Annotated in this window: 5 protein-coding genes; 3 read left to right on the top strand and 2 right to left on the bottom strand. The window is 65.1% G+C overall.

Annotation, left to right across the window (positions count from 1 at the left end; genetic code table 11):
* Positions 1 to 48: 48 nt before the first annotated feature.
* From cobU to bluB, 3 genes are read left to right on the top strand one after another with little or no spacing between them, the layout of a single operon-like run.
* Positions 49 to 552, top strand: coding sequence for a bifunctional adenosylcobinamide kinase/adenosylcobinamide-phosphate guanylyltransferase (gene cobU, locus IVA74_RS29905; RefSeq protein ID WP_247350149.1), 504 nt, complete (start codon positions 49 to 51; stop codon positions 550 to 552).
* Positions 549 to 1331 (top strand): adenosylcobinamide-GDP ribazoletransferase, encoded by a 783-nt coding sequence (gene cobS / locus IVA74_RS29900; RefSeq protein WP_247350147.1) that lies wholly within the window; start codon positions 549 to 551, stop codon positions 1329 to 1331. The genes cobU and cobS overlap by 4 nt, the downstream gene beginning before the upstream one ends.
* A gap of 4 nt (positions 1332 to 1335) precedes the next feature.
* The gene (bluB, locus tag IVA74_RS29895; RefSeq protein WP_247350145.1) at positions 1336 to 1968 is read left to right on the top strand and encodes a 5,6-dimethylbenzimidazole synthase; all 633 of its coding nucleotides are present in this window, start codon (positions 1336 to 1338) and stop codon (positions 1966 to 1968) included.
* 16 nt (positions 1969 to 1984) lie between these two features.
* On the opposite strand, the gene IVA74_RS29890 is transcribed toward bluB, so the two are convergent.
* Both IVA74_RS29890 and IVA74_RS29885 read right to left on the bottom strand, forming a co-directional pair.
* On the bottom strand, positions 1985 to 3679 hold the full coding sequence (locus tag IVA74_RS29890; RefSeq protein ID WP_247350143.1) for a ShlB/FhaC/HecB family hemolysin secretion/activation protein: 1695 nt from the start codon (positions 3677 to 3679) through the stop codon (positions 1985 to 1987).
* Between the two features lie 11 nt (positions 3680 to 3690).
* On the bottom strand, positions 3691 to 20046 hold the full coding sequence (locus tag IVA74_RS29885) for a leukotoxin LktA family filamentous adhesin (protein ID WP_247350141.1): 16356 nt from the start codon (positions 20044 to 20046) through the stop codon (positions 3691 to 3693).
* Positions 20047 to 20113 lie beyond the last annotated feature (67 nt).

The raw sequence follows: 20113 nt of genomic DNA, 5'->3' as shown, positions 1-20113 counted from the left end.
TTGTCTTTGCCCAAGTTTGGTGATTAGTGCTGGCCGACAGGAGACTTTATGGCCGTCATTTTGATCACCGGCGGAGCACGGTCGGGCAAGAGCAAGCGTGCGGAAATGCGCACGCGCTCCTTTCCCGGGCAGCCGGTCTATGTCGCAACGGCCGAGGCTCTCGATGCGGAAATGGAGGCGCGCATCGCCAAGCATCGCGCGCGCCGCGGAACCGACTGGATGGAACGCGAAGTACCGCTCGATCTCGTGCCCGCGCTCGTCGCAACCGACGGCGGCGGCGCAAGGCTGGTCGACTGCCTGACGCTGTGGCTCTCCAACCTCATGCATGCGCAGCGCGACTGGGAGCGCGAGGTGAGCGAGCTCGCGACCGCCTTGCCCCGCCTCAAGAGCCCCGTCGTCTTCGTCACCAATGAAGTCGGCCTTGGTATCGTGCCCGACAACGCGTTGGCGCGCAGCTTTCGCGATGCCGCCGGAATCATGAACCAGACCATCGCGGCGGTGGCCGACGAGGTCGAGTTCGTCGTCGCCGGCCTGCCGATGAAACTGAAATGACGCCGCGCGCCGAGCTTCTGCGGGACATCATCGCCGATCTCAGGATCGCCGTGTCCTTTGTCACGATCCTGCCGGTGGTATCGTCGAAGCCGGCCGGCGACGGGGCCATCGCGCGCGCGACCTGGGCGCTTCCCGTTGCGGGGCTGGCGGTCGGGCTTACCGGCGGTTTGGTTTATGCGATCGCCAGCCGGTTCGGACTGACACCGAACCTTGCCGCCCTGCTCGCGCTGGCCACGACCGCGCTCATCACCGGCGCGCTGCATGAGGACGGCCTCGCCGATACTGCCGACGGACTCGGCGGCGGCCGCACCCGCGAGCGCAAGCTCGAGATCATGCGCGACAGCCGGATCGGGACCTATGGCGTCTGCGCGCTGATCCTGTCGTTCGGTCTGCGCTGGAGCGCGCTCGCGGCGATCGCCAATCCGTGGACAGTCATGCTCGCACTGTGCGCTGCGCACATCGCTGCCCGCGCGGGCGTGCCCGCCTTCATGTCGCTGGTCGCGCCCGCACGAACTGACGGCTTGTCAGCAAGTGCGGGATCTCCGCCGGGCCGTAGCATTGCGATCGCCTTCGCTGTTGGGACGCTCGCGCTCGCCCTTACGCTCGGACCGGGCAAGGCGCTCGTCAGCCTGATCCTGCTCTCCGTCGCCGGCCTGATGCTGGCGCGACTTGCCATCCACCAGATCGGCGGGCAGACCGGCGACATCCTCGGCGCGTTCGAACAGAGCGGCGAAATCCTCATTCTGCTGGTGGCGGCATCCTTCCGGGTGGGAGGCTGATCATATGGTCGAGTTCGACGGCACCTTCCGTCAGCACTTGCGCGAACTATTCGTGTGGCGCCGCGACGTGCGCCGCTTCCGCGACGATCCTTTGCAGGACGGCGCCATCGATCGCCTGATCGAGACGGCCTGTCTCTCACCCTCGGTCGGCCTCAGCCAGCCCTGGCGCTTCGTCATCGTCGATGACGCCGCACGGCGCCGAGCCGTGATCGACGACTTCAAAGCGTGCAACGCCGCCGCGCTGAATGCCTACGCCGGTGAGCGCGCAGCGCGCTATGCCACACTGAAATTGTCGGGTCTCGAACAGGCCCCCGGCCACCTCGCCGTGTTCGCCGACAAGGCCAGCGACATAGGTCACGGCCTCGGCCGCGCGACGATGCCGGAGACGACGGAATATTCCGTGGTCGCGGCGATCACCGCGATGTGGCTGGCCGCGCGCGCCGAAGGCATCGGGCTTGGCTGGGTATCGATCCTCCATCCGGATCGCATCCACGCCATTCTCGACGTGCCTGATACCTGGAAGTTCATCGCCTATCTCTGCATCGGCTATCCCGAAATCGAATGCGACCAGCCCGAGCTGGAGCAGGCGAAATGGGAGCAGCGCCGCGGCGCGGAAGAATTCACGCTGCGGCGTTAAGCGCGTCCCATACGCCCTACGACTTGCTCCTGCCGGCAATTGCCGCGACCGGCGCGGGGCTTTCCTGCTTCTGGAACATCAACAACGGCCGGAGAATGACGCGGCCATAGGCTTCGTAGTGGTTCTGGGTCGAGACGGCCATCTTCAGCGGCGTCGCGTAATTGGCCTCGAACGTCAGGAACGACGCGTAGGTCCAGGAAAAGCCGACGCCGACCGAGCCCAGTTCGGTGATGCCGGGAAATGTCGAATATACCGCGCCCCAGTCGGTGAAGATGTAGGTGTCGAAACCCCTGAGCCATGACGACCAATTGTAGTGCAGCTCGGCGTTGAAGTAGTAGCCGCTGTCACCGGACGCCGAGTTGGAGGGATAACCGCGCACGGTGGTGGGGCCACCGATCGAAAAAATCTGGTCGCCCGGCAGCAGCTTTTCCTGCGTGTATTGCCAGCTCGCCAGCACATTGGTGCTGAAATTCGCCGGGCCTGCGGCGCTGGTCGCGATCAACGAGCCGGTATAGGTGTTGAACGCGCGGTTGTTGCCAAGCACATGGTCTTGCCACTCGATGTAGTTCACGGCCGGCGAGACCGTGATCGAATAGGTGTTGCCGGAATTGGTCACCGAGAGGCCCGCCGTGGCCTTGTCGTAATGATCCTGGGTCACGGCGACCGTGGCGAAGCGGCTGACCGTCTTGCCCTCGGTCTCCGCGGCGTTGAGCAGCACCAGCCAGTTCTGCGTCACCCAGACCGGTTGGCTGAAATTGACCGCGGCCTGGCTTGAGCGTCCGGTGACGTCGAGCGCGACGAACGGGCCCTGGATGATCTTGATCTTGCCTTCGGTGTAGCTGACACCGACGCGGCCACCCCAGGGATTGACCGGAACGCTGTAGGCGGCGTTGCCGTTGAGATTACCGTCGGAACGGACACCGTAGAAGGTCAAGCGGTCGTCGACGCCGAACAGACCGTGGCGCTTGTAGAAGGCCCCACCCTCCCAACGCCCGGTGTTTTCCGCGCCCTGGTTGTCGGTGAAGAGCTGCAGGGTGTCTATCGGCGGCTCGATCACCGCGAACTGGAGATCGGTGAGGCCGAAGCTCGTGCCGGGCTGGAGCAGCGCCTTGATCTGCACGTCGTTGGTTCGGTTGAACCAGATCACATCGCGATTGAGTTTTGGAACGTCGAGGACCTCGCCTTCAGGCTCCTTCACGCGCTGAAGGATGTAGTCGGTGCGGGTCTGCTTGTTGCCCTCGATGGTCGTCTTCTGGAGCCGGCCTTCGGTCAGCTTGACGCGGACGATGCCGCCCTTGGCATCCTGCTCGGGCAGCGTCGCTATGCCCGTGACGATGCCGCGCTCGGTGTAGATGGCATTGATGTCGGCGACGAGCTGCAACAGCGAGGCGATGTCGACGTTCTTGCCGACATACCTCTTCGCGATCTCGTCGAGCTCGGCCGGCGTGATGAACTTCGAGCCGTCGAACTCGACCTTGCGCAGGCGGAATTTGGGGCCGCCCGGCTTCAGGAGCTGGGACTTTTCCCGCTCACCGCCGATCACCGCCGGCCCGTTGAGCTTCGGCGGCGCGCTCTGCTGTTCGAGCTGCCGGCGCTGCCGGTCGACGTCGTTCTGGATCACGCCGGGATTGATCGAGGGCACCTGCGCGCGTGCGGGAGCGATGCAGCAAGCTGCCAGCCCAACCCCAAATGCTGCCCCCAGAATCCGCATTCCAAATCCCGTTACCATGCCTGTGCCAGACGGCCAATCGCCGGCCTCGCCGTCTCGACCGCCGCATCCTTCCAGCCCGTGCGCCCCACGCGCTGCCCCTGGCGGCGCAGCTTGCGCATGTCGTTCAGTCCTTCGATGTTGACGGCCGGGCCGGCCCCGACGGTCTCGACCGGCCGCGGCGTCAGCAGCGCGTCGAGCCGCGCCTGGCCGGACAGACCGAGCAGGTAGAACGTCCCGCCGTCCTTTTTCGCGAGCCAGGTCTCGATGCTCTCCTTGCCCTCGCCGTCGACCGGGATGTTGCGCACCATGCTCGCGCCGGTGAAGTCGTTGCAGCAGGTGTGGGTCGAGCCGTAGTTGGTGACGGTCGCCGAGACGTCGCCGGTGTAGAACACCACATAGGCGTTGCTGACATTGGCGTTGCCGACCTGGCTCATCGTGAACACGCCGCCCGGCTGATAAAGCTGGAGCGACGGCCCGTTCGTCGGTGCCGGCGAACGGTTGTCCAGCAGCACCTGCTGGGTGGCGGTGGTGAGCATGAGCTGGCCCGGCACATAGCCGTTCAGGATCGTCACGGAGTGCGCATCGGTCAGGAAGTTCGCGTCCACCACCTTGAACTGGTTGATGATGATGGTGTCCGGATCGATCGAGATGTTGGCGTATTTCGCGGTACCGCCATTGTAGCCGGTGATGTTCATGATCAGCGGAACCGACGGGTTCGAGTGGACCTGCTCGCCCTTGACGTTGATGGTATCGGCTGCGAGGTCGAGCTCCTTGACCACGCTGACCCAATTGATGGTCAGGTCGCCCGACGAAATCAGCTTGATCACATTGCCGCTGATCCGGTCGAACGAGACCCCTCCGGCCACATCGAAATGCGTATCGCCGTTGGCGGAGATCGATCCGCCGCGGAGCGAACCGGTGTCGGACTTGACGTCGATGCCGCCGGCATCGCCCGGGATCCCCGTCGTGGTCAGCTGGCTGAAGACGATGTCGTCCACGGCATGCAGGGTCTGCGTGCCGCCGCTGGTGGCGGTGCCGAGCGTGATCCCTCCAGCCGTCGCAGTGATGCCGAGCGTGCCGCCGACATTGAGATTATCCCACCTGACAAAGGTGCCCTGCAGAAGCGCGTTGCCGGTCGAAGCCGTGAGGTTATGACCGGTGTTCGCGCCCGCCGCCAGCAGTCTTGCCGAGCCGTTGGCCGAGACCGAACCCAGCGTCGTCACGCCGCCCGAGATCACCGTCTGCGCCAGGATGAAGCCGTTATCAGCCGTGACATTGATGTTGCCGACGTCGCCGCTGTAGCCGGTTGCCGCGAGCGACTTGAACGTCACGTTCTGGGTGGCGTGGACCGTCTGCGACCCGCTGCTGTCGGCGGTGCCGATGACGATGCTGCCGTTGTTCGCCACGGCGCTGAAGGAGCCGCTCGCGCCCGCCGCCGTGCCCGCCAGCACCTGGTCGAGCGTCAGGCCACCGGTGCCGAGGATGTCCACGCTACCCTTGACCGCGGAGAGCAGGCTCGCCTCGGTGTCGGTCAGAGCCTTCAGGTAAATGCCGCCGGCACTCGTGCTTGCCGACAGCCGCGCGGCGCTGAGGATGAACCGGCTTGTCGCGTTGCCGATGCCGTTGGATGCGCTCAGTGCGACTTCGGCGCCTGAGCCGGACGCGACGAACTTGATCTGGCCGTCGCCGTTGTCGATGATCGCCCCCAGCGAGGCGACGCCGCCGGCGGTGACGATGATCGAAGGCGCATTCGAGGCCGCCGCATAGGACAGCGACGAATTCAGCTGGCCGATGGTCGCGTCGCCGGTGGTGGTCACGGAGATCACGCCGGCCGCGTTGATGGCGGCGTAAGCTCCCATCGACAGTGTCGCGGCCACCAGTGTCACTCCGTCCGAGCTGCTGGTCGCCGTCACAGGCGCCGTGCTGGTGCCGGCCGTGAAAGTCATGCCGCGGTTGGCAAGCAGTTGCATCAGGCCGCCGCTGGTGATGTCCGCATTGATGGTGAGCACGCCGCGCGGAACGTTCAGCGTCAGTGCTCCGCCAGCCGTCAGCGTTCCATAGGTGCCGCTCGCGCCGACCACGAGATCTCCGGTGACCGCGAGGATGCTGAGATCGCCGACCGCCGAGCCGGTCACGGCGCCGGAGATATTCACCTGCACGGGCTGGAAGGTCGAGCCGTTGAAGCTGATGCTGCCGCCGGCACGCAGATCGAGGTCGGTGCCCAGAATGTGGATCGCGGTACGGTCTGAGAAGCCGGATTCGGCGTAGATGCTGCCGGTCGCCGCGAGCTGAATTGCATTGCCGGCGGCAATGTTGCCGAGGATGAGATCGCCGGTGGTCTGCTTCACATAGATGCCCTGCGCCGACGAGACCTGGTCGAGCTGATCGTTGCTCGGATCGGCGAACGCGATCTGGATCGCGTTTGCATTGGCTGCGGGATTGCTTCCGGCGGCCCCGGGGGCACCGACATTGCCGTGCTCGGCGATCAGGGTCAGGTTGCCGATATCGCCGGAGATCACGGGCGTACCGGTCACGCCGGCGGCGGCGGTGATGCTGGTCACGGCGTCGAGCTTGACGTCGCCACGGCCGGTCACTTCGATGCCGTTGGCCTGCGCGGCCGCGATCGGGCCGTAGTTCGCAGTGACGCCGCCTAGTGTAAGGCTGTTCTTGCTGCCGAGATAGACATTCGTCAGCGACTTGGCCGAGATCGCGATCGGGTTGTCGACAACGACGAGGTTCTGCTGCGACAGGCTGACCGTATATGTCACGACATGGGTCGTCGGGTCGGTGACCGCGCCGACAGTGAGCTGACCGGGGCCGGCGGTCGCGAGCAATCCCCTCTGCTCCGGCGTCAGCGACGAGGAATCGACGCTCGTGAAAGTGAACGCCTGCGGCGCGGCCGAATTGCCGACCGAACCGTGCGGCGCGTAGAGCATGATCTGGTTGGCGCTGACATTGGCCACGACGTTCTCGTCGATCGGCGGCGGTGCGGCGCCGACGGCCGACGACGAGACGGTGTAGGCGAGCTGGCTCTGTGTCCACTGCGCGCCCGCGGTGATGATGCCGTAGACCCTCTCGGTCGATGCGAGCGTGTAAGTGTAATTCGCACTGTAGGTCGTGAGCGCCGTTTGCAGCGCCGTATTGCTCGGCAGGCGCTGATTGGCTGTCGTTACGCCGTCGAACAGCTTCGTGAACAGGGTCGACGACAACGAGCTGCCGAACACGGTCGCCAGCGGATCTGCCGGTGCGGTGCCGAGCAATGTCGTCAGCGAGGTCTTGAGCTCGTCGGTCGTGATCCTGCCGAGCAGGAACTGATCCCTCAGGAACCGCGTCGTGGCCTCGACCTTCATGTCCGTCGTCGAGACGTTCGCGGGGTCGATGCCGAGCTTGGCGGCCACTTGCGCCCGCAGCACCGTCAGCCCCACCGAAGTCGGGTTGTAGGTGCTGCCGTTCGTGAACGCGATGTTCTTGAGCTGGAAGTAGTCGTTGTAGGCCGACGTCACCATCGACTGGTAGCTGTTGACGGCGTTGGTGGCGGCGTTGCCGCTGAGCAGGTCGAGGCTGGCCCAGACATCCTGCAGATGCTGGCTCTGCGCCTGGGTGAGACCAACCGCGGTCCTTCCGTTCAGGATGCTCGCCTGGTTGCCGTCCGAGCCGGCGGCCTCCAGGAACACCGGGCCGCCGCTCGACTGGACCGTGCCGAGGCGCAAATCGCCCTTGGACTGCACGATGTAGGTGCCGGTGGCCGAGGCGCTGTCGAGAACCCCGCCGTCGACGCTGCCGCCGGCCTGCGTCGTGCCCGTCGCCTGGATCACCAGCGGATTGATATTGGTAAGCGTGCTCGCGCCATTGACGACGCTGCTCGTCGCGCCGATCGCGCCGGCGGTGGAGTTGATCTCGACGTTCTTGCCGATCACGACGGGGTTGGCGACGTCGTAGGGCGAGGCCGAGTAGATGTCCCCGGTCGCCGAGATAAAGACACTGCCCTGCGGCGTGCTGCCCGCCGAATTTACCTTCACCTGATTGATCGAAAGCGAGCCGATGGCCGCGATCGCGATGTCGTGGTCAATCGAACTCGCCGTCAGGCTGCCGCCATAGACCTGCACCTGGACGGGAACACCGTTCGCGCCGATCGTGCCGATGCCGCCATCCGCCGAGAGAATTACGCTCCGGCCCGATATCATCGGGTTGTTCGCATTCGTGCCGCTAGTGATGGCCGAATTGGCCCCGGTGGCGTTGACCGTCGTCGTGCCCGAGAGGTTGTTGATCGGACCGTTGACGACGATGCCGGAGTTCGAAGTGACCAGAACCGTGCTGTTGCCGCCGCCGCTGAACGAGATGTTGATCGGGTTCGACGCCTTGACCGTATTGGTCAGCGTCAGTGTCAGGTGATCGTAGATCTCCTGGTACCAATTGTACTGACCGTCCGCGCCGCAGCACTTCTCGGGATGGGTGTTGCCGCCGCCGGTGTGATAGGAACCGGTCGCGGTGACGACTTCCTGGAAGTTGGAGGTCTGTGGGCCAGTGCTGCCGCCGCCGCCCTGGGCCTGCTGCACGTCCGAAACCAGGCTGATGGTGCGGGTCCAGTTCTGCCCGGTGGCCGCGTTGGGCGTATAGTGCCAGCCGTAGTCGAACTGCGTTGAGTCCGTCGGACGATCCAGCGTAGCCGTATCGACCCACTGGTAGAACATGTTTGCCTTGGTCGCGTACTGGATGCCTGCCGTGCCACTGAGGCTGGTCAGCATCGTGTCGGTGTACTGGCTCGCATTGAAGCCGCTCGTTTGATACGTCGATACCTGCTGGCCGCCCGCAGCGGAAGGATTGTAGACGTACCACGTCGTCTGCTGCTTGAGCTGATCGACGATCTCGATCACGCTCGGTGCGCTGACGCCGGTATTGATGGTGTTGGTGACGAGCTGCAGGCCGGTTGTGTTGTTGACCGTGATCGAGCCGGCGCCACCTTTGACCGCGATAGTGCCCTGGGAGACACCATCCTGGGTCGACGTCGAGATGATTTTGCCGTTCAGATAGACGTAGCCGCCCGAGCCCTGCACCACGCCGTTCACGAGGATCTGGTCGGTGAGCGCGTTGTACTTGACCCCGATCTTGATGTCGCCTGCGGCCTCCGTCGTCGCGGAGGCCGTGATGTCGTAATAGCTGCCGTTCCGCGCGTTGACCTGGGCCTGGGCAAAGTCCGCTCCCGCATTGCGGCTCTTGAGGTCGTTGATGGCGGTCAACGTGGTCCCGCCGATGTCGACCGAGTAATCGCTGCTCGTGCCGCTCTGGATCGTGCCGTTGATGTTGATGACCCCCGCCGAGATGATGATCGCCTTGCCGAAGATGAAGGGCGCGTTATCGGGCGTTTGGTACCCCGTGGGCGCGGTCGAGCTCCAGTTCGAGGACGAGTTGGATTGCGCGGTCCTCGGCGTGATCACGTCGGGCTGGATATTGACGACCTGGAAATAGGCAGAGCACCCCGCGCAATTGAATGGCGAGTAGAACGTAGACGTGTGGTTGGTGGTGGTGGTGTTGCCCTGGGAATCTGTCGAGGTCGTGGTGTAGTCGTAGGTCGAGTTGCTGTAGACGCCCTGGCCGGTATAGGTATCCCGCTCCCACGGCGCGGTGGTGATGGTCTGGCGCGTCGGCCCTTCCATCTGCCCGAGCACGGTGGTGCTCCCAACGCTGCCGGCGTTGGGGTTGCCGCTACCCGGCGCCCCCGATCCCATCGGCAGGAAGATCGCCGAATAGAGCGACAGGCCGTCGTAATACAGTTCCAGCATGCGCGCAGTGAAGATCGTGCTGTTGGCGGCCGTTTGCTGAACGCCGTTGTTGCCGTCGACGCAGCAGTAGTAGAAATACGGGTGACCGGCTCCCCCTGCGATATGCGGAGCGGTCGCGTAATCGCCATAGGCGCCGAGATAGGTCGCCGCCGCCATCACCGCCGTCAGCGTGTCGTCGTCAGCCGGCTTGAATTCGACGCCGGCCCATTGCGAGAGAACATCGTGGTTGGAGGTGTAAAAGCTGCCAATGCCGCCGAGGAAGACGAACGAGCCGTTGGGCGCCACCATCTGGACGGTCGCGGCATTGAGTGACTGCGACGCGACGATGCTGCCGAGATTGTTGGTGATCTTGAGCAGGCCGTTCTCGTTGTTGACGGCACCGTCGAAATAGATGTCGGGCGTGCGGGTCAGCTGGTTGCCGTTCTGGTCGACGCCGAGCCCGCTGGAGGGATCCAGTCGGTTGTAGGTGGCCGAGATGTCGATGATCGGCGTCGCGCTCGGCGTGGCGGTGAAGGTCACGTTGGAGTGCGAATCCGGGTCGACATGGTCGATCTGGCGGTAGGTGATGTTTCCTCCGGTTACATTGGTGACCGTGAGGTTGGCCAGGTCCATGAAGTCGAGACCCCTGTTCTCGATCTTGATCATCGGCGAGCTGCGCGCGATCACCGCCGGCGCAGTCGGATTCGTGCCGCTGTTGCCAGTCAGCTTCTGCGCCAGGATCGAGACGTTGCCGGCGGACACCAGCATATCGCCGAATGCGAAGGCATTGCCGGTGGAGTCGGAGGTGTACGGCGCCTGCTGGATCAACGCGTTGATCTGGCGCTGGAAGTCGCCGGTCGGATCGGTGCCTGACGGCGACATCGTGGCGGGCGCCGCGGGCGTCGCCGCCGCCAGCTGTGAGCGAATTTGCGTCTCGGTCAGGCCGGTCAGCGTGACGAGCTGGTTGACGACGCTCTGGTAGGGATTGAAGCCGCCGACGATGGTGTACTGGACCACCTGGTGGTTCCAGCTCATCATCGGGTTGAAGTGGTCGACGTCGGCGACATATTCGAGGGTAGGTGTCGACGAACCGCCGGACAGCAGTGACGAGTAGGGACTCGTCGTGCTCGCGGTCGGCGTGCTCGCACCTATGTCGATCGTAATGGTGATATCGTTGTTGATGCCCGCCGCCACCAGGCCATTGAGCGCGACATCGCCGGTTCCGCTGGTGTGGCTGTGGTTATCGCTGTTCTTGGCGCTGAAGATGTCCAGATACGGATTGTAGTTGCTGCCGTTGCCGGAGGCCGTGACCTGACTCTGGGTCGCTCCCAGGGAAATGTTCTGTACGCCGAGCACGCTCGAGGTGTTGGCGAGCGTCAGGCTTGTGGTGTCATCTGCATTGGCCGTGCCGCGGTAGAGCGTCGAGATCGGAATCGCGGTGTTGTTGTAGACAACCGTCGTTGCGGTTGCCTGCACGCTGCTGAAGATGATGGTATCGCCCGACATGCCGGCAAAAATGTTGATCTGGCCCCAGGCCTCGACCTTGGCGTTGTTGCCGACATTGACGGCCTGGTTGGCGTGCGCCCAGGTATTGGTGCTGGCGCCGACGCCGGCGATCGCGCCGTAGAGGCTGGCATTGGCATTGTTGGCCGCCGCCATCTTCGCCGCCGAACCAATATAGATCTTGCCGGCGCTGAAGAGTTCGCGGGCGTTGATGTTGACCGCGAGCGTGGCGTTTGCCGTCATGTTGGATTCGGCGCCGCCGCCCGCGAAGAAGCTGGCCGTGGCCAGGCTGGCAGTGTCGTTGGTGTTCAGCGTGTTGTAGGCCTCGATGTTGATCACCGCCGCCGAGGTCCGCGGATCGCCGTTGAGGCTCAGGACCGTGCCGGAGCCGATGTTGGTGGTGACGGTCTGGGTGACATGGGAGTCGCTGAGTGCGGCAGCGCCCGAGAACGTGCCGCCGGAGCCCGAACGCGCGCCGCCACCGGCCTGGTTGACGATGTCGTTGGAGATGACGACCATGTTGCCGCCGGCCGAATTGATGATCAGGTGGTTTCCGATCTCGGCAGTGGTGGTCGAGTTGACGTCGTTCTGCGCCTTGCCGGCGGAGACACCGGCCGTGGACGCCTGATAGGCGTCACCGCTGGCGGCATAATTCGTGGTGTGCTTGGCGTTGATGCTGAGGCCGCCGAAATAGACCGTGTCATCCGTCGTGCCACCGTCGAACCGCGCATCGGTCACGGCGGTCGAACTCGTGGTTGCGACCGCAGCGGCGCCGGCGTAAGTGCCGCCCGCGCCGACCGTCGCGTTGGAGACGTTGGTATCCTTGCCGGTGGCCGTGATCTGGAGGATGCCGGTGTAGTCAGTGTGATTCAGATGAGCCGTGTCCATATCCACGGGCGCGCCCAGATAGGCGTAAGTGTGCGCGCTCGACGACGTCTGGGCGACGGTCGCACCCAGCGCCAGGAACCCGGTCGAAAGGCCGGTCGCCTGGGCGTATTGGCTGCTGTCATTTTCGGCCGCAATGACCACGTCGCCGTTGGGAAGCGTAATCCCCGTTCCGCCGTACGCGCTGACCGTCGCGTTCTCGGAAGCCATGGCCAAGCTGCCCTGCGCGCCGATCAGCGAGCCGCCGCCACCTGCGAGCGCCCAGGCATAGGTCGTCGTGCCACTGGTCGGGACCAGCGCCATGGCGGTCACGGCGAGCGCACCGCCCGAGAAGACGGCATTGTCGCCGACATCGGCCGTGACCATGGCTCCGACCGTGGACTTGGCGACGGCGACGCCGACCGCGCCGCCGCCGACCGAGACGCCGATCGCGGTGCTCGACAGATTGGGCGTGATCGACGCCGTCACGAGCGTACCGACGCCGGCCGCGGAGGTCGTGATCGAGGAGCCCGAACCGATCTCCGCAAGCACCGTCGAATTTTCGTGAGCCTCGGCGTCCGCACCGACGCCGGCGACGATACCGCCGCCAAGCGCCGTCGAGGTCGTGGTCAATTGGCCGGCGCCGGACGCGCCAACCGCCAGGGTCGAGGTATTGACGACGGCGTCGTCAAGAACCTTCGCCGCGACCGAGCTCGATCGTCCCGCGGTGGCGATCGAAGCGCCGACCGCCACGGCACCGCCGGTGACGCCGCCCGTGAAGACGACCTGGGTCGACGAGTCCAGCGCCATGACGGCGACGCCGTCGCCGCCCGTGCCGGTGATTTGGCCGCCGAGCTGCGCGGTCACAGTGTTGGCAACGTTGCCGACCGCCACGGCTGCGTCGGCGCCGAAGTAAAGCGCGGCACCGCCGGCGATCGCCTCGGTGTCGATGGTCTTGCCGGCATAAGATCCGGTGCTGGCGTCCTTGACCACCGCAGCAACAGCCACGGAAGGCGCGGATACGACCGCGCTCAGATTGGCGAGCACGCTGCTGCTGACGCTGGTGTAGCCGATGCCGGCACCGATACCGACGTTCTTCGCAAAGCCGGCGCCGAGCAGATACATCTTGGCCGCGTTGGCGCTGGTGGCGGCGACATTGACCTGCGTGCCCGTGACGTTGCCGCCCGCGATCTGCGCCGTGACGCCGTCATTGCCGCCGGTCAGCACGCTGCTGACGTCGTAGGTCGAGGTCACGTTGGCATTGTTCGGATTCCCGGCGGTGCCGCTCGCGACCGCGTTGCTGCCATGCGAAGAATTGGTGCCGGCGTTCACCGACGCGATGGTGCCGTTGCCGCCCTGATTGAGCTGGCCGGTCTGCTCGCCCTGCGTATCCGGATCGGCGGTATTGGTGCCGATGATGATGACGCCGACGGTCGCACCGATGCCGACGCTTCCGCCGATGCCGGCGGTGACCGCGTAGGACAGCACCTCCTTGGTGCTGAGCGCCCCGACATTGATCGCGCCGGATGAATTCAAATTGCTGTTGCGGCTTTCCGCAATGGTCTGGCTCTTGAAGACGATGACGTTCGCCGCGGCACCAACGCCGACGCCGCCTCCGCTGGCCCCGATCGCGAGTGCACCCGCGATCTCCTTGATCGCCACGTCCTCGTTCGCGTTGATGGTGACCGCGCCGGCCGCGCCTCCCGTGGGCGATTGCAGCGTGGTGTCGTAGACGCCGGCGATGGTGGTGTTGTTTGCGATCTCGACGTTCGCCATGCCGGCGATCGCCGCCGTCCCTGTCGAAAGCGCGCCGCCTACTGCATAGGCCTCGAAGCGGTTCTTCGTTTTGGCCTCGACGTCGAGCGCGCCGGTCAGATTGACCGCGGTCGTATGCGCCGCGCCGTTGCCCTGGTAGTGGAATTCGTCGCCGACATAGGCCTCGGTCCGGTTCGCCGAGACCTGGACCAGAAACGCCGCGCCGATCGCGGCCTGGCTGCCATAGGCGCCGGAGCCGTTCGCAGAAAAGATGCCGGTGTTGTTGTTGGCGTTCACCGTCAGTGACGCGGCCGTCAGCGCGCCGCCGTCGACATAGGCTTCCGTCGTGGCCTGGAACACGTTCAGCCCGACCGAGCCGGTGTTGAACCCGATCGCGATCGAGGACGCATCCTGCTCGGCGTTGGCCTTCACGGTGACGGCGCCGACCGTCGGGCTCGGCGACTGGACGCCGCCGACGGTGGCATTGGTGATGTAGGCGCGCGTGTCGCGCGACATCGTCGTGCTGATGATCGTGGCGCCGCCGCCGCCGTTGCCGGTGGGCGGAATGATGCCGGCGCCGAGCGTGCCGGAATAGGAGAAGCTCGACGCGGCCACCTCGATCTGCGGCGCCAATGTCGAGGAGGTCAGGCGCGTGTCGATGGCTGCGCTGTCGATATAGGCCCTGGTCGCCCCGCTCATCACATTGGTGATCGGGTTGATCATGATGGCGATGCCGCTGCTCGCGGCGAGCGACGCAACGTTGGCCACGACCGCCTGGTGCGAGCTTGCCACGACGGCGAGGCCGCGCAAAGCGTCCTGGTTTTCAGAGAGGTCGGGCGTGCTGTCGCTCGGCGCCTGGGCGGTGCCGAGATCGAAGGCATGGACGAGCGTGCCGTTGTTGACCGACAGCGCATCGGTCGCGCTGGTTCCGCGCGCATCGACCTTGGTGTTCGCCCCGCTGATATAGGCCGCGGTGGCCCCGGTGATCTTGTTGGTCACCAGCGAACCGGCGCCGCCGCCCGCGCCCTTGCTGATCGACACGGCGCCCGCGAACACCGCCGCCTTGTCGTTGTTGCCGGCGATCACGGCAACGTTGTTGGCGGCGATCACGTCGGCGCCGTTGATACCGTTGGTGCCGGCAGCGGTGATGTTGGCGGTGACGTTGGTCCCCATCAGATTGGTGGCGACCGAACCGGCCAGGCCGACCTGCGAGGACATCGCGATACCAACGGCGATGGTCGAGATACTGGCGTTCGAGTTCGCGCTGACGGCGACGCTGCCGGAGGCGGTCAGCTTGGAGCCGGTGACGCCGGCGCTGACATTGTTGGCGATGCTGCTGTAGACAAGCGCCAGGCCTGCGGCGCTGCCTTGCGTCGAGGCGCCAGCGATAGCGGCGGCTCCGGTGATGCTGGAATTGTCGCTCGCGCTGACGGAGATGTTGGAGGCCGTCACGGTCGATTGCGTCGGGTCGGACTGGTTGTTGCCGATAGCCGCCGTAACGGTATTGGCGATCGAGCTGATCGTCATGCCGCCGACGCCGGCAAACTGGCTGGTCGCCAGGCCGAATCCGATCGTGACCGACTGGATCTTCGTGGTGTCGAGCGCACTCACACTGACACTGCCGAGGGTCGACATCCGGACGTTGGCGATATAGGCCGAATGCGTCGTCGCGATGGTATCGTACACCATCGAGGCGCCGACATTGTTCTTGCCGGCCTGGATGGTGCCCGCAACGGAGACGATGCTGGCGCCCGGACCGTTACCCGTGCCACCGTTGAGCGCCGCCACGCTGAAATCGATGCAGTTCTGCGTGCCATTGCCGGCGGCAGCCGTGCACGTGTCCGATGCGAGATGATTGTTGTTCGACTTCTTGACGAGATTTCCGAGCGCCGTATCGAGGTCCGACACAGCGCCGCTGTCCGCCAGCACCGTCACGCGCCCGACGTTGATGTTCACCGTCGAGCTGCTGCTGATATAGGCCGTCGTCGTGGGCGTAATCTCGTCGACGACGATCGCACCGGCAAGCCCGTTGCCCCCTGCCCCGCCCGTGGCCGCACCGGCGGCAATGACGCTGGCGCTGTCGGCCAGCACCAGCAGACTGTCATAATTCGAGATCGACGTGCTGCGGATATGCGCGTCGGTGGCATTGCCGCCCGCGGGATCGGCAATCGACGCGTAAGTCAGCCCAATGCCGACACCGGCCTTGCCGCCGGACACGTAGAGCGAGCCGCCGCCGATTGCGATGTTCGTAGTCTGGTAGGCATCGACCTCGATCGCGCGATTGGTCCCCGTCGCGTAGCCCGTGATGGTCGAGCTCTCGATATAGGCGTTGGCGCTGTCCGTCATGATGCCGACCGACCCCGACAGCGCGGCCGCATTGGCTGACGTTCCGCCCGCCACGCCGATGGCGACGACGGTTTCCGACCCGCCATTGAGCGCCTGCACCGTCACAGACATCTGGTTCTGCATCGTGGTGCCGTAGATATAGGCGAGCGTGGCATTGTTGGACATCGCAGCCGCGATGGCGGCGCCGATCGCGGCTCCCTGAGACGACGACCCGGACATGTTGGCCGCGGCGGAGCCGGAGCCGTTGCTGAGGATCGTGTCGTTGAGCGCCTGCACGATCGTATTCGTGTTCACCGCGGTCGCCGTGGTGAATTTGTTGACCGACGTATTCCTTACATAAGCACTGGTTCCGAGCGAGACGTCGCTCACGGACGAGCTGCCCGCAAGGTCCATGGTGAAGCCATTCGTGCTCGATCCCGAGCCCGAGCTGATCTTGTTCGCAGCCAGCGCAATCCCGGCCGGACCTCCGGTCGCGGCGGCACCGGCGGCGCCCGCCTTGTCGGCGAAGCTGGACAATGACGGCTCGGAAATCGAAGCCGCGACGGCCGCTGCCGTGATCCGGCCTGAGGTGGTGGCGCTGATCGTGAGGTTGTCGGCGTTGACCGAGCCGCTTCCGCCGCTGTTGCCGGCAAACGGATCGTCGGTGCTGAACGGCCCGGGCCGGATGTCGGAATGATTGTCGCCGATATAGGCGGACGTATCCATATTCGCGCCCAGATAGGCAACGGACAATCCAACCGCCGAACCGCCGCCGACATTGACCGCGCCGGCGATCGTCACGACCGACAGATCCTGCTGCGCCAGGATGTTGAGGGTCGGAGAAAAGACGCTGGCCTGGCTTGAGATCGAGGCGTGCGTCGTGTTGTTGAGGAAGCCGAGCGAGGTGATGCCGTTCAGCGCCAGCGCGCCGGCGGCCTTTCCGGACGACGGCGCGACGGCGATGAACTGATCCGAGGTGATCGCGTTGACGGCGATGTCGTCCGCCGCCCGCAGCGACGCACCGTCCGAAACGCCGGCGATCGTGCTGGTGTTGAACTGGACGAAATTGAGCGAGCCGCCCACCGAGGAGCCGCCGGACGTGTTGCCGGGCAGGAAGCCGAGTGTACCGACATTGCCGGCGGCGTCGATCGACGCCGTCGTCGTCGTCGCCGCGATCTGGATGCTGGCGTCGTAGGTGTGGACGTCGCCGTTGTTCACCGTCGCGGACCAGCTGCTGCCGCAAGCCGCCGTGCATGTCGCGGTCAGGCTGGCGCTGCTGGCCACCCACGCCGTGGTGTCGTTGTTCACGACGAAATGGTTCATCGAGCCAGCGACGGCGGCGGTGTCGCCCGCGTCGGCCGTGGCGTTGGCATAGCTGGTCAGAATGTTGCCGCCGACGCCGAGATTGCCGTTGAGATGACTGAGAACCTCGGTCAATCCGTCCCACTTCAGCCAGGTATTGGTGATCGGCATCCAGGTGCTGGCGTCGACGGCGATGTTGGCCGCATTGATCACGGTGCCGCCGCCGATATAGGCGTTCGAATTGTGGTTGAAATTGCCCCATGCGACCGCGGCGCTGATCGCGACTCCCTCGCCGCTCGTGGGGTCCGAGGCGATCGCAGAAGCCGTGGCGTTGCTGCGCACGCCGCGGTCGACGAGAGTGCTGACGACTGCGACATTGCCGCTGACATAGAGGCTGGGCGCGCCGCCGCTCGGATTCTGCCCGATCGACGCGGTGGCGTTTTCGGTGCTGTTGGCCAGCGACAGCGCGGCGGCGGCCTTCAGATCGAAATTCACCGGCATCAGCGGGATCATATGCTGGGCGATGATCGAACCCGGGCTGGCCGTGGAGACCATGAAATCCTGGATCGCGCCGATCACGGCCGGCGTACCGACGATGGTCGAGGCCATGGTCGAGTTGCTCGTGGTATTCGACGTCGCCTCGACCATCACGGAGCCGTTCATCCGGGACGACGCGCTGGTGCCCAGTGACGAGCCGAGCTTTGCGGTGGCGGACGTGGTGACGTCGCTGATGGCGAGCGCCCCGCCGATGCCGCCGCTCGCGTTCGGCGTGCTTAGCGCGACCGCCGTGGCACTGGTCGAGAACGAGTTGTTGTTGATCGCACGTACCGTCAGCGAGTTGCCTGATGCAATCACGTTGCCGACGGAAAGGTTCGCACCGGTCGCGACATTGGCCGAGGTCGAGACCGAGCCGGTGGAATAGGCAACGGTCGCGACGAATTGCGCGCTGGACGTCGCCGCGACCGCAGTCACGTTCAGCGTGGCGTCATTGATGGCGTGGATGTTGAGGTTGCCGCCCGCGCTGATCGTGGCGCCGGAGGCCACGTTGGTGGTGACGTTGCCGTCGAGCTTGCCGACGACAGCGGCGGCGCCGATCGGCGAGCCGCCGAGCAAGGTGCTCGCCAGCGCCGGATCCTGCGCCGTTTCCGAGCCGTGCGACGTGATGTCGACGTTGCCGGCGCCGTTGATGTTGGCGTTGCCATTGATGTTGACCACCGCCGTGGCGCTCGCGGCCACATAGCCGCCGTTGAGGCCGAGCAGCGAGGCCGCAAGCGTGGTGCCGACCAGCGTGAAGAGGCCAGGGACCGAGCTCGTGAAGCTCGATGTCGCCGTCGAGGTCGCGCCGATCGAGATGTCGCCGCCAGTGATCTGGCCATCGATCGTGATTCCAGTGGTCGCGGTGGCTTGGCCCGACAGCTTGGTGTCGTTCGCCGTCGCCGTCAGCGTGACACTGCCGCTGGTGTAGGTCGTTCCACTAATATTGATCGCCTGGGCGAGAATCTTCGCTCCGTTGACGATGCTGATGGTCGGCGCGTCGATCTCGACATTGATGGCGTTGCCGACGGAATGAGTCTTGGCGGCGTCGAGGTTGCGGGCATCGATCACCGCATGCGCGGCCAGCGTGACCGAATGGTCGGCCTGAACCAGATAGGTGCCGCCAGCGCTCAGCGCCGCGATGGCGTTGGCGACGGACGTGTTCCCGAGGGTTACGCCGGCGTCGCCCTGGCTCATGTCGCCGATCACCACATCAGTCGGGTCGATCAGCAGCGTGCCGGCCTGGCCGTTGGGCGCGGCAAGGTTGATGGTAACACCGCTGCCCACGTCAATGACGCCGTTTCCGCTCAGCTCGACCAGACCCGCGTTGCCCGCTTTCGAGCTGGCATTGATCTTGGCGCCGCTCTTGACGGTCACGGCGTTGCCGGCCTTGACGAGAACGCCGCCGGCATCCGCAGTCTTGCTCGCCGTGCTCAACCGCGCATTCTTGCCGAGCTCGGCCTTGTTGCCGGCCACAACGGTGATGCTGCTCGGCGTCGTGCTCTTGCTGCGTGCCGTCAACCGTCCGTTCACGGTGGCGTTGTTGACGGCGCCGATGTGAATCGAGCCATTGCGCACGGTAATCGCCGCGGCGCTGCGCAGCCCCTTCGAATTGACCGAGGCGGAAAATTTGGCGGCGTGATCGAGATTGGCGATGTCGCGCTGGCTCGCGCCCCCGCCGACGAAGATGTTCTGCCCTGTCAGGCGGACACCGTCCTGGGCGTTGATCCGGCCGTAAATACGGATATTGCCGTCAGGCGAGACCGGGAACGACCCCGCCATCAGATTGCCGACCGCCGAGCCGTTGATCTGGCCCCCCGCGCCGATCAGGCTGTCGGTGAACTCGCGCGTCGGTGTCGAGACGTTGAGGCTGCCGACGTTGACCGTGCCGCTGCGGCCGACCACGAAACCCTTGGGATCGGCGAAATAGACGTTACCGCCGATCGCGCCGTTCATGTAGGAGTTCAGTGTGCCGTTGACGTAGACCGGAGCGTCGCGAACGATATTGACGAGATTTTGCGTCCCGGTCGGCAGCTGCAAATTGACGGTGTTGCCCTGGCCGACGCTGAACTGCGAGAACGAGTTGAAGGCGTTGTTGCCGGACACTGTCGACGTCGTGACGTTGGTTACGCTGCCGGAGGTTTGAAGGCTGGTCCCGGTGCGGCCGTCCGGCGTGATCACGTTCGCCGGCTGCGCCTGAAGGCGGACGCTGAACACCGGCAGGAAGACCATCTGCATCGCACAGAGCAGTGACATCGAACGGAAACGCGCAAGTCGGCGCAGCGTCAGCTCGTCATTGTCTCGCTTTGCAGATGGTCGGCGCATTTCAGATCCTCTTCATCGGCATTGGCGCCGATCCACAACCGTGTGGGAGAATGTCGTGGAAACGTTC

The sequence above is a fragment of the Bradyrhizobium sp. 132 genome (assembly GCF_023074185.1).
Lineage (GTDB): Bacteria > Pseudomonadota > Alphaproteobacteria > Rhizobiales > Xanthobacteraceae > Bradyrhizobium.
The sequence above is the reverse complement of the archived record's forward strand: the minus strand, read 5'-3'. Positions and strand labels throughout refer to the sequence as shown.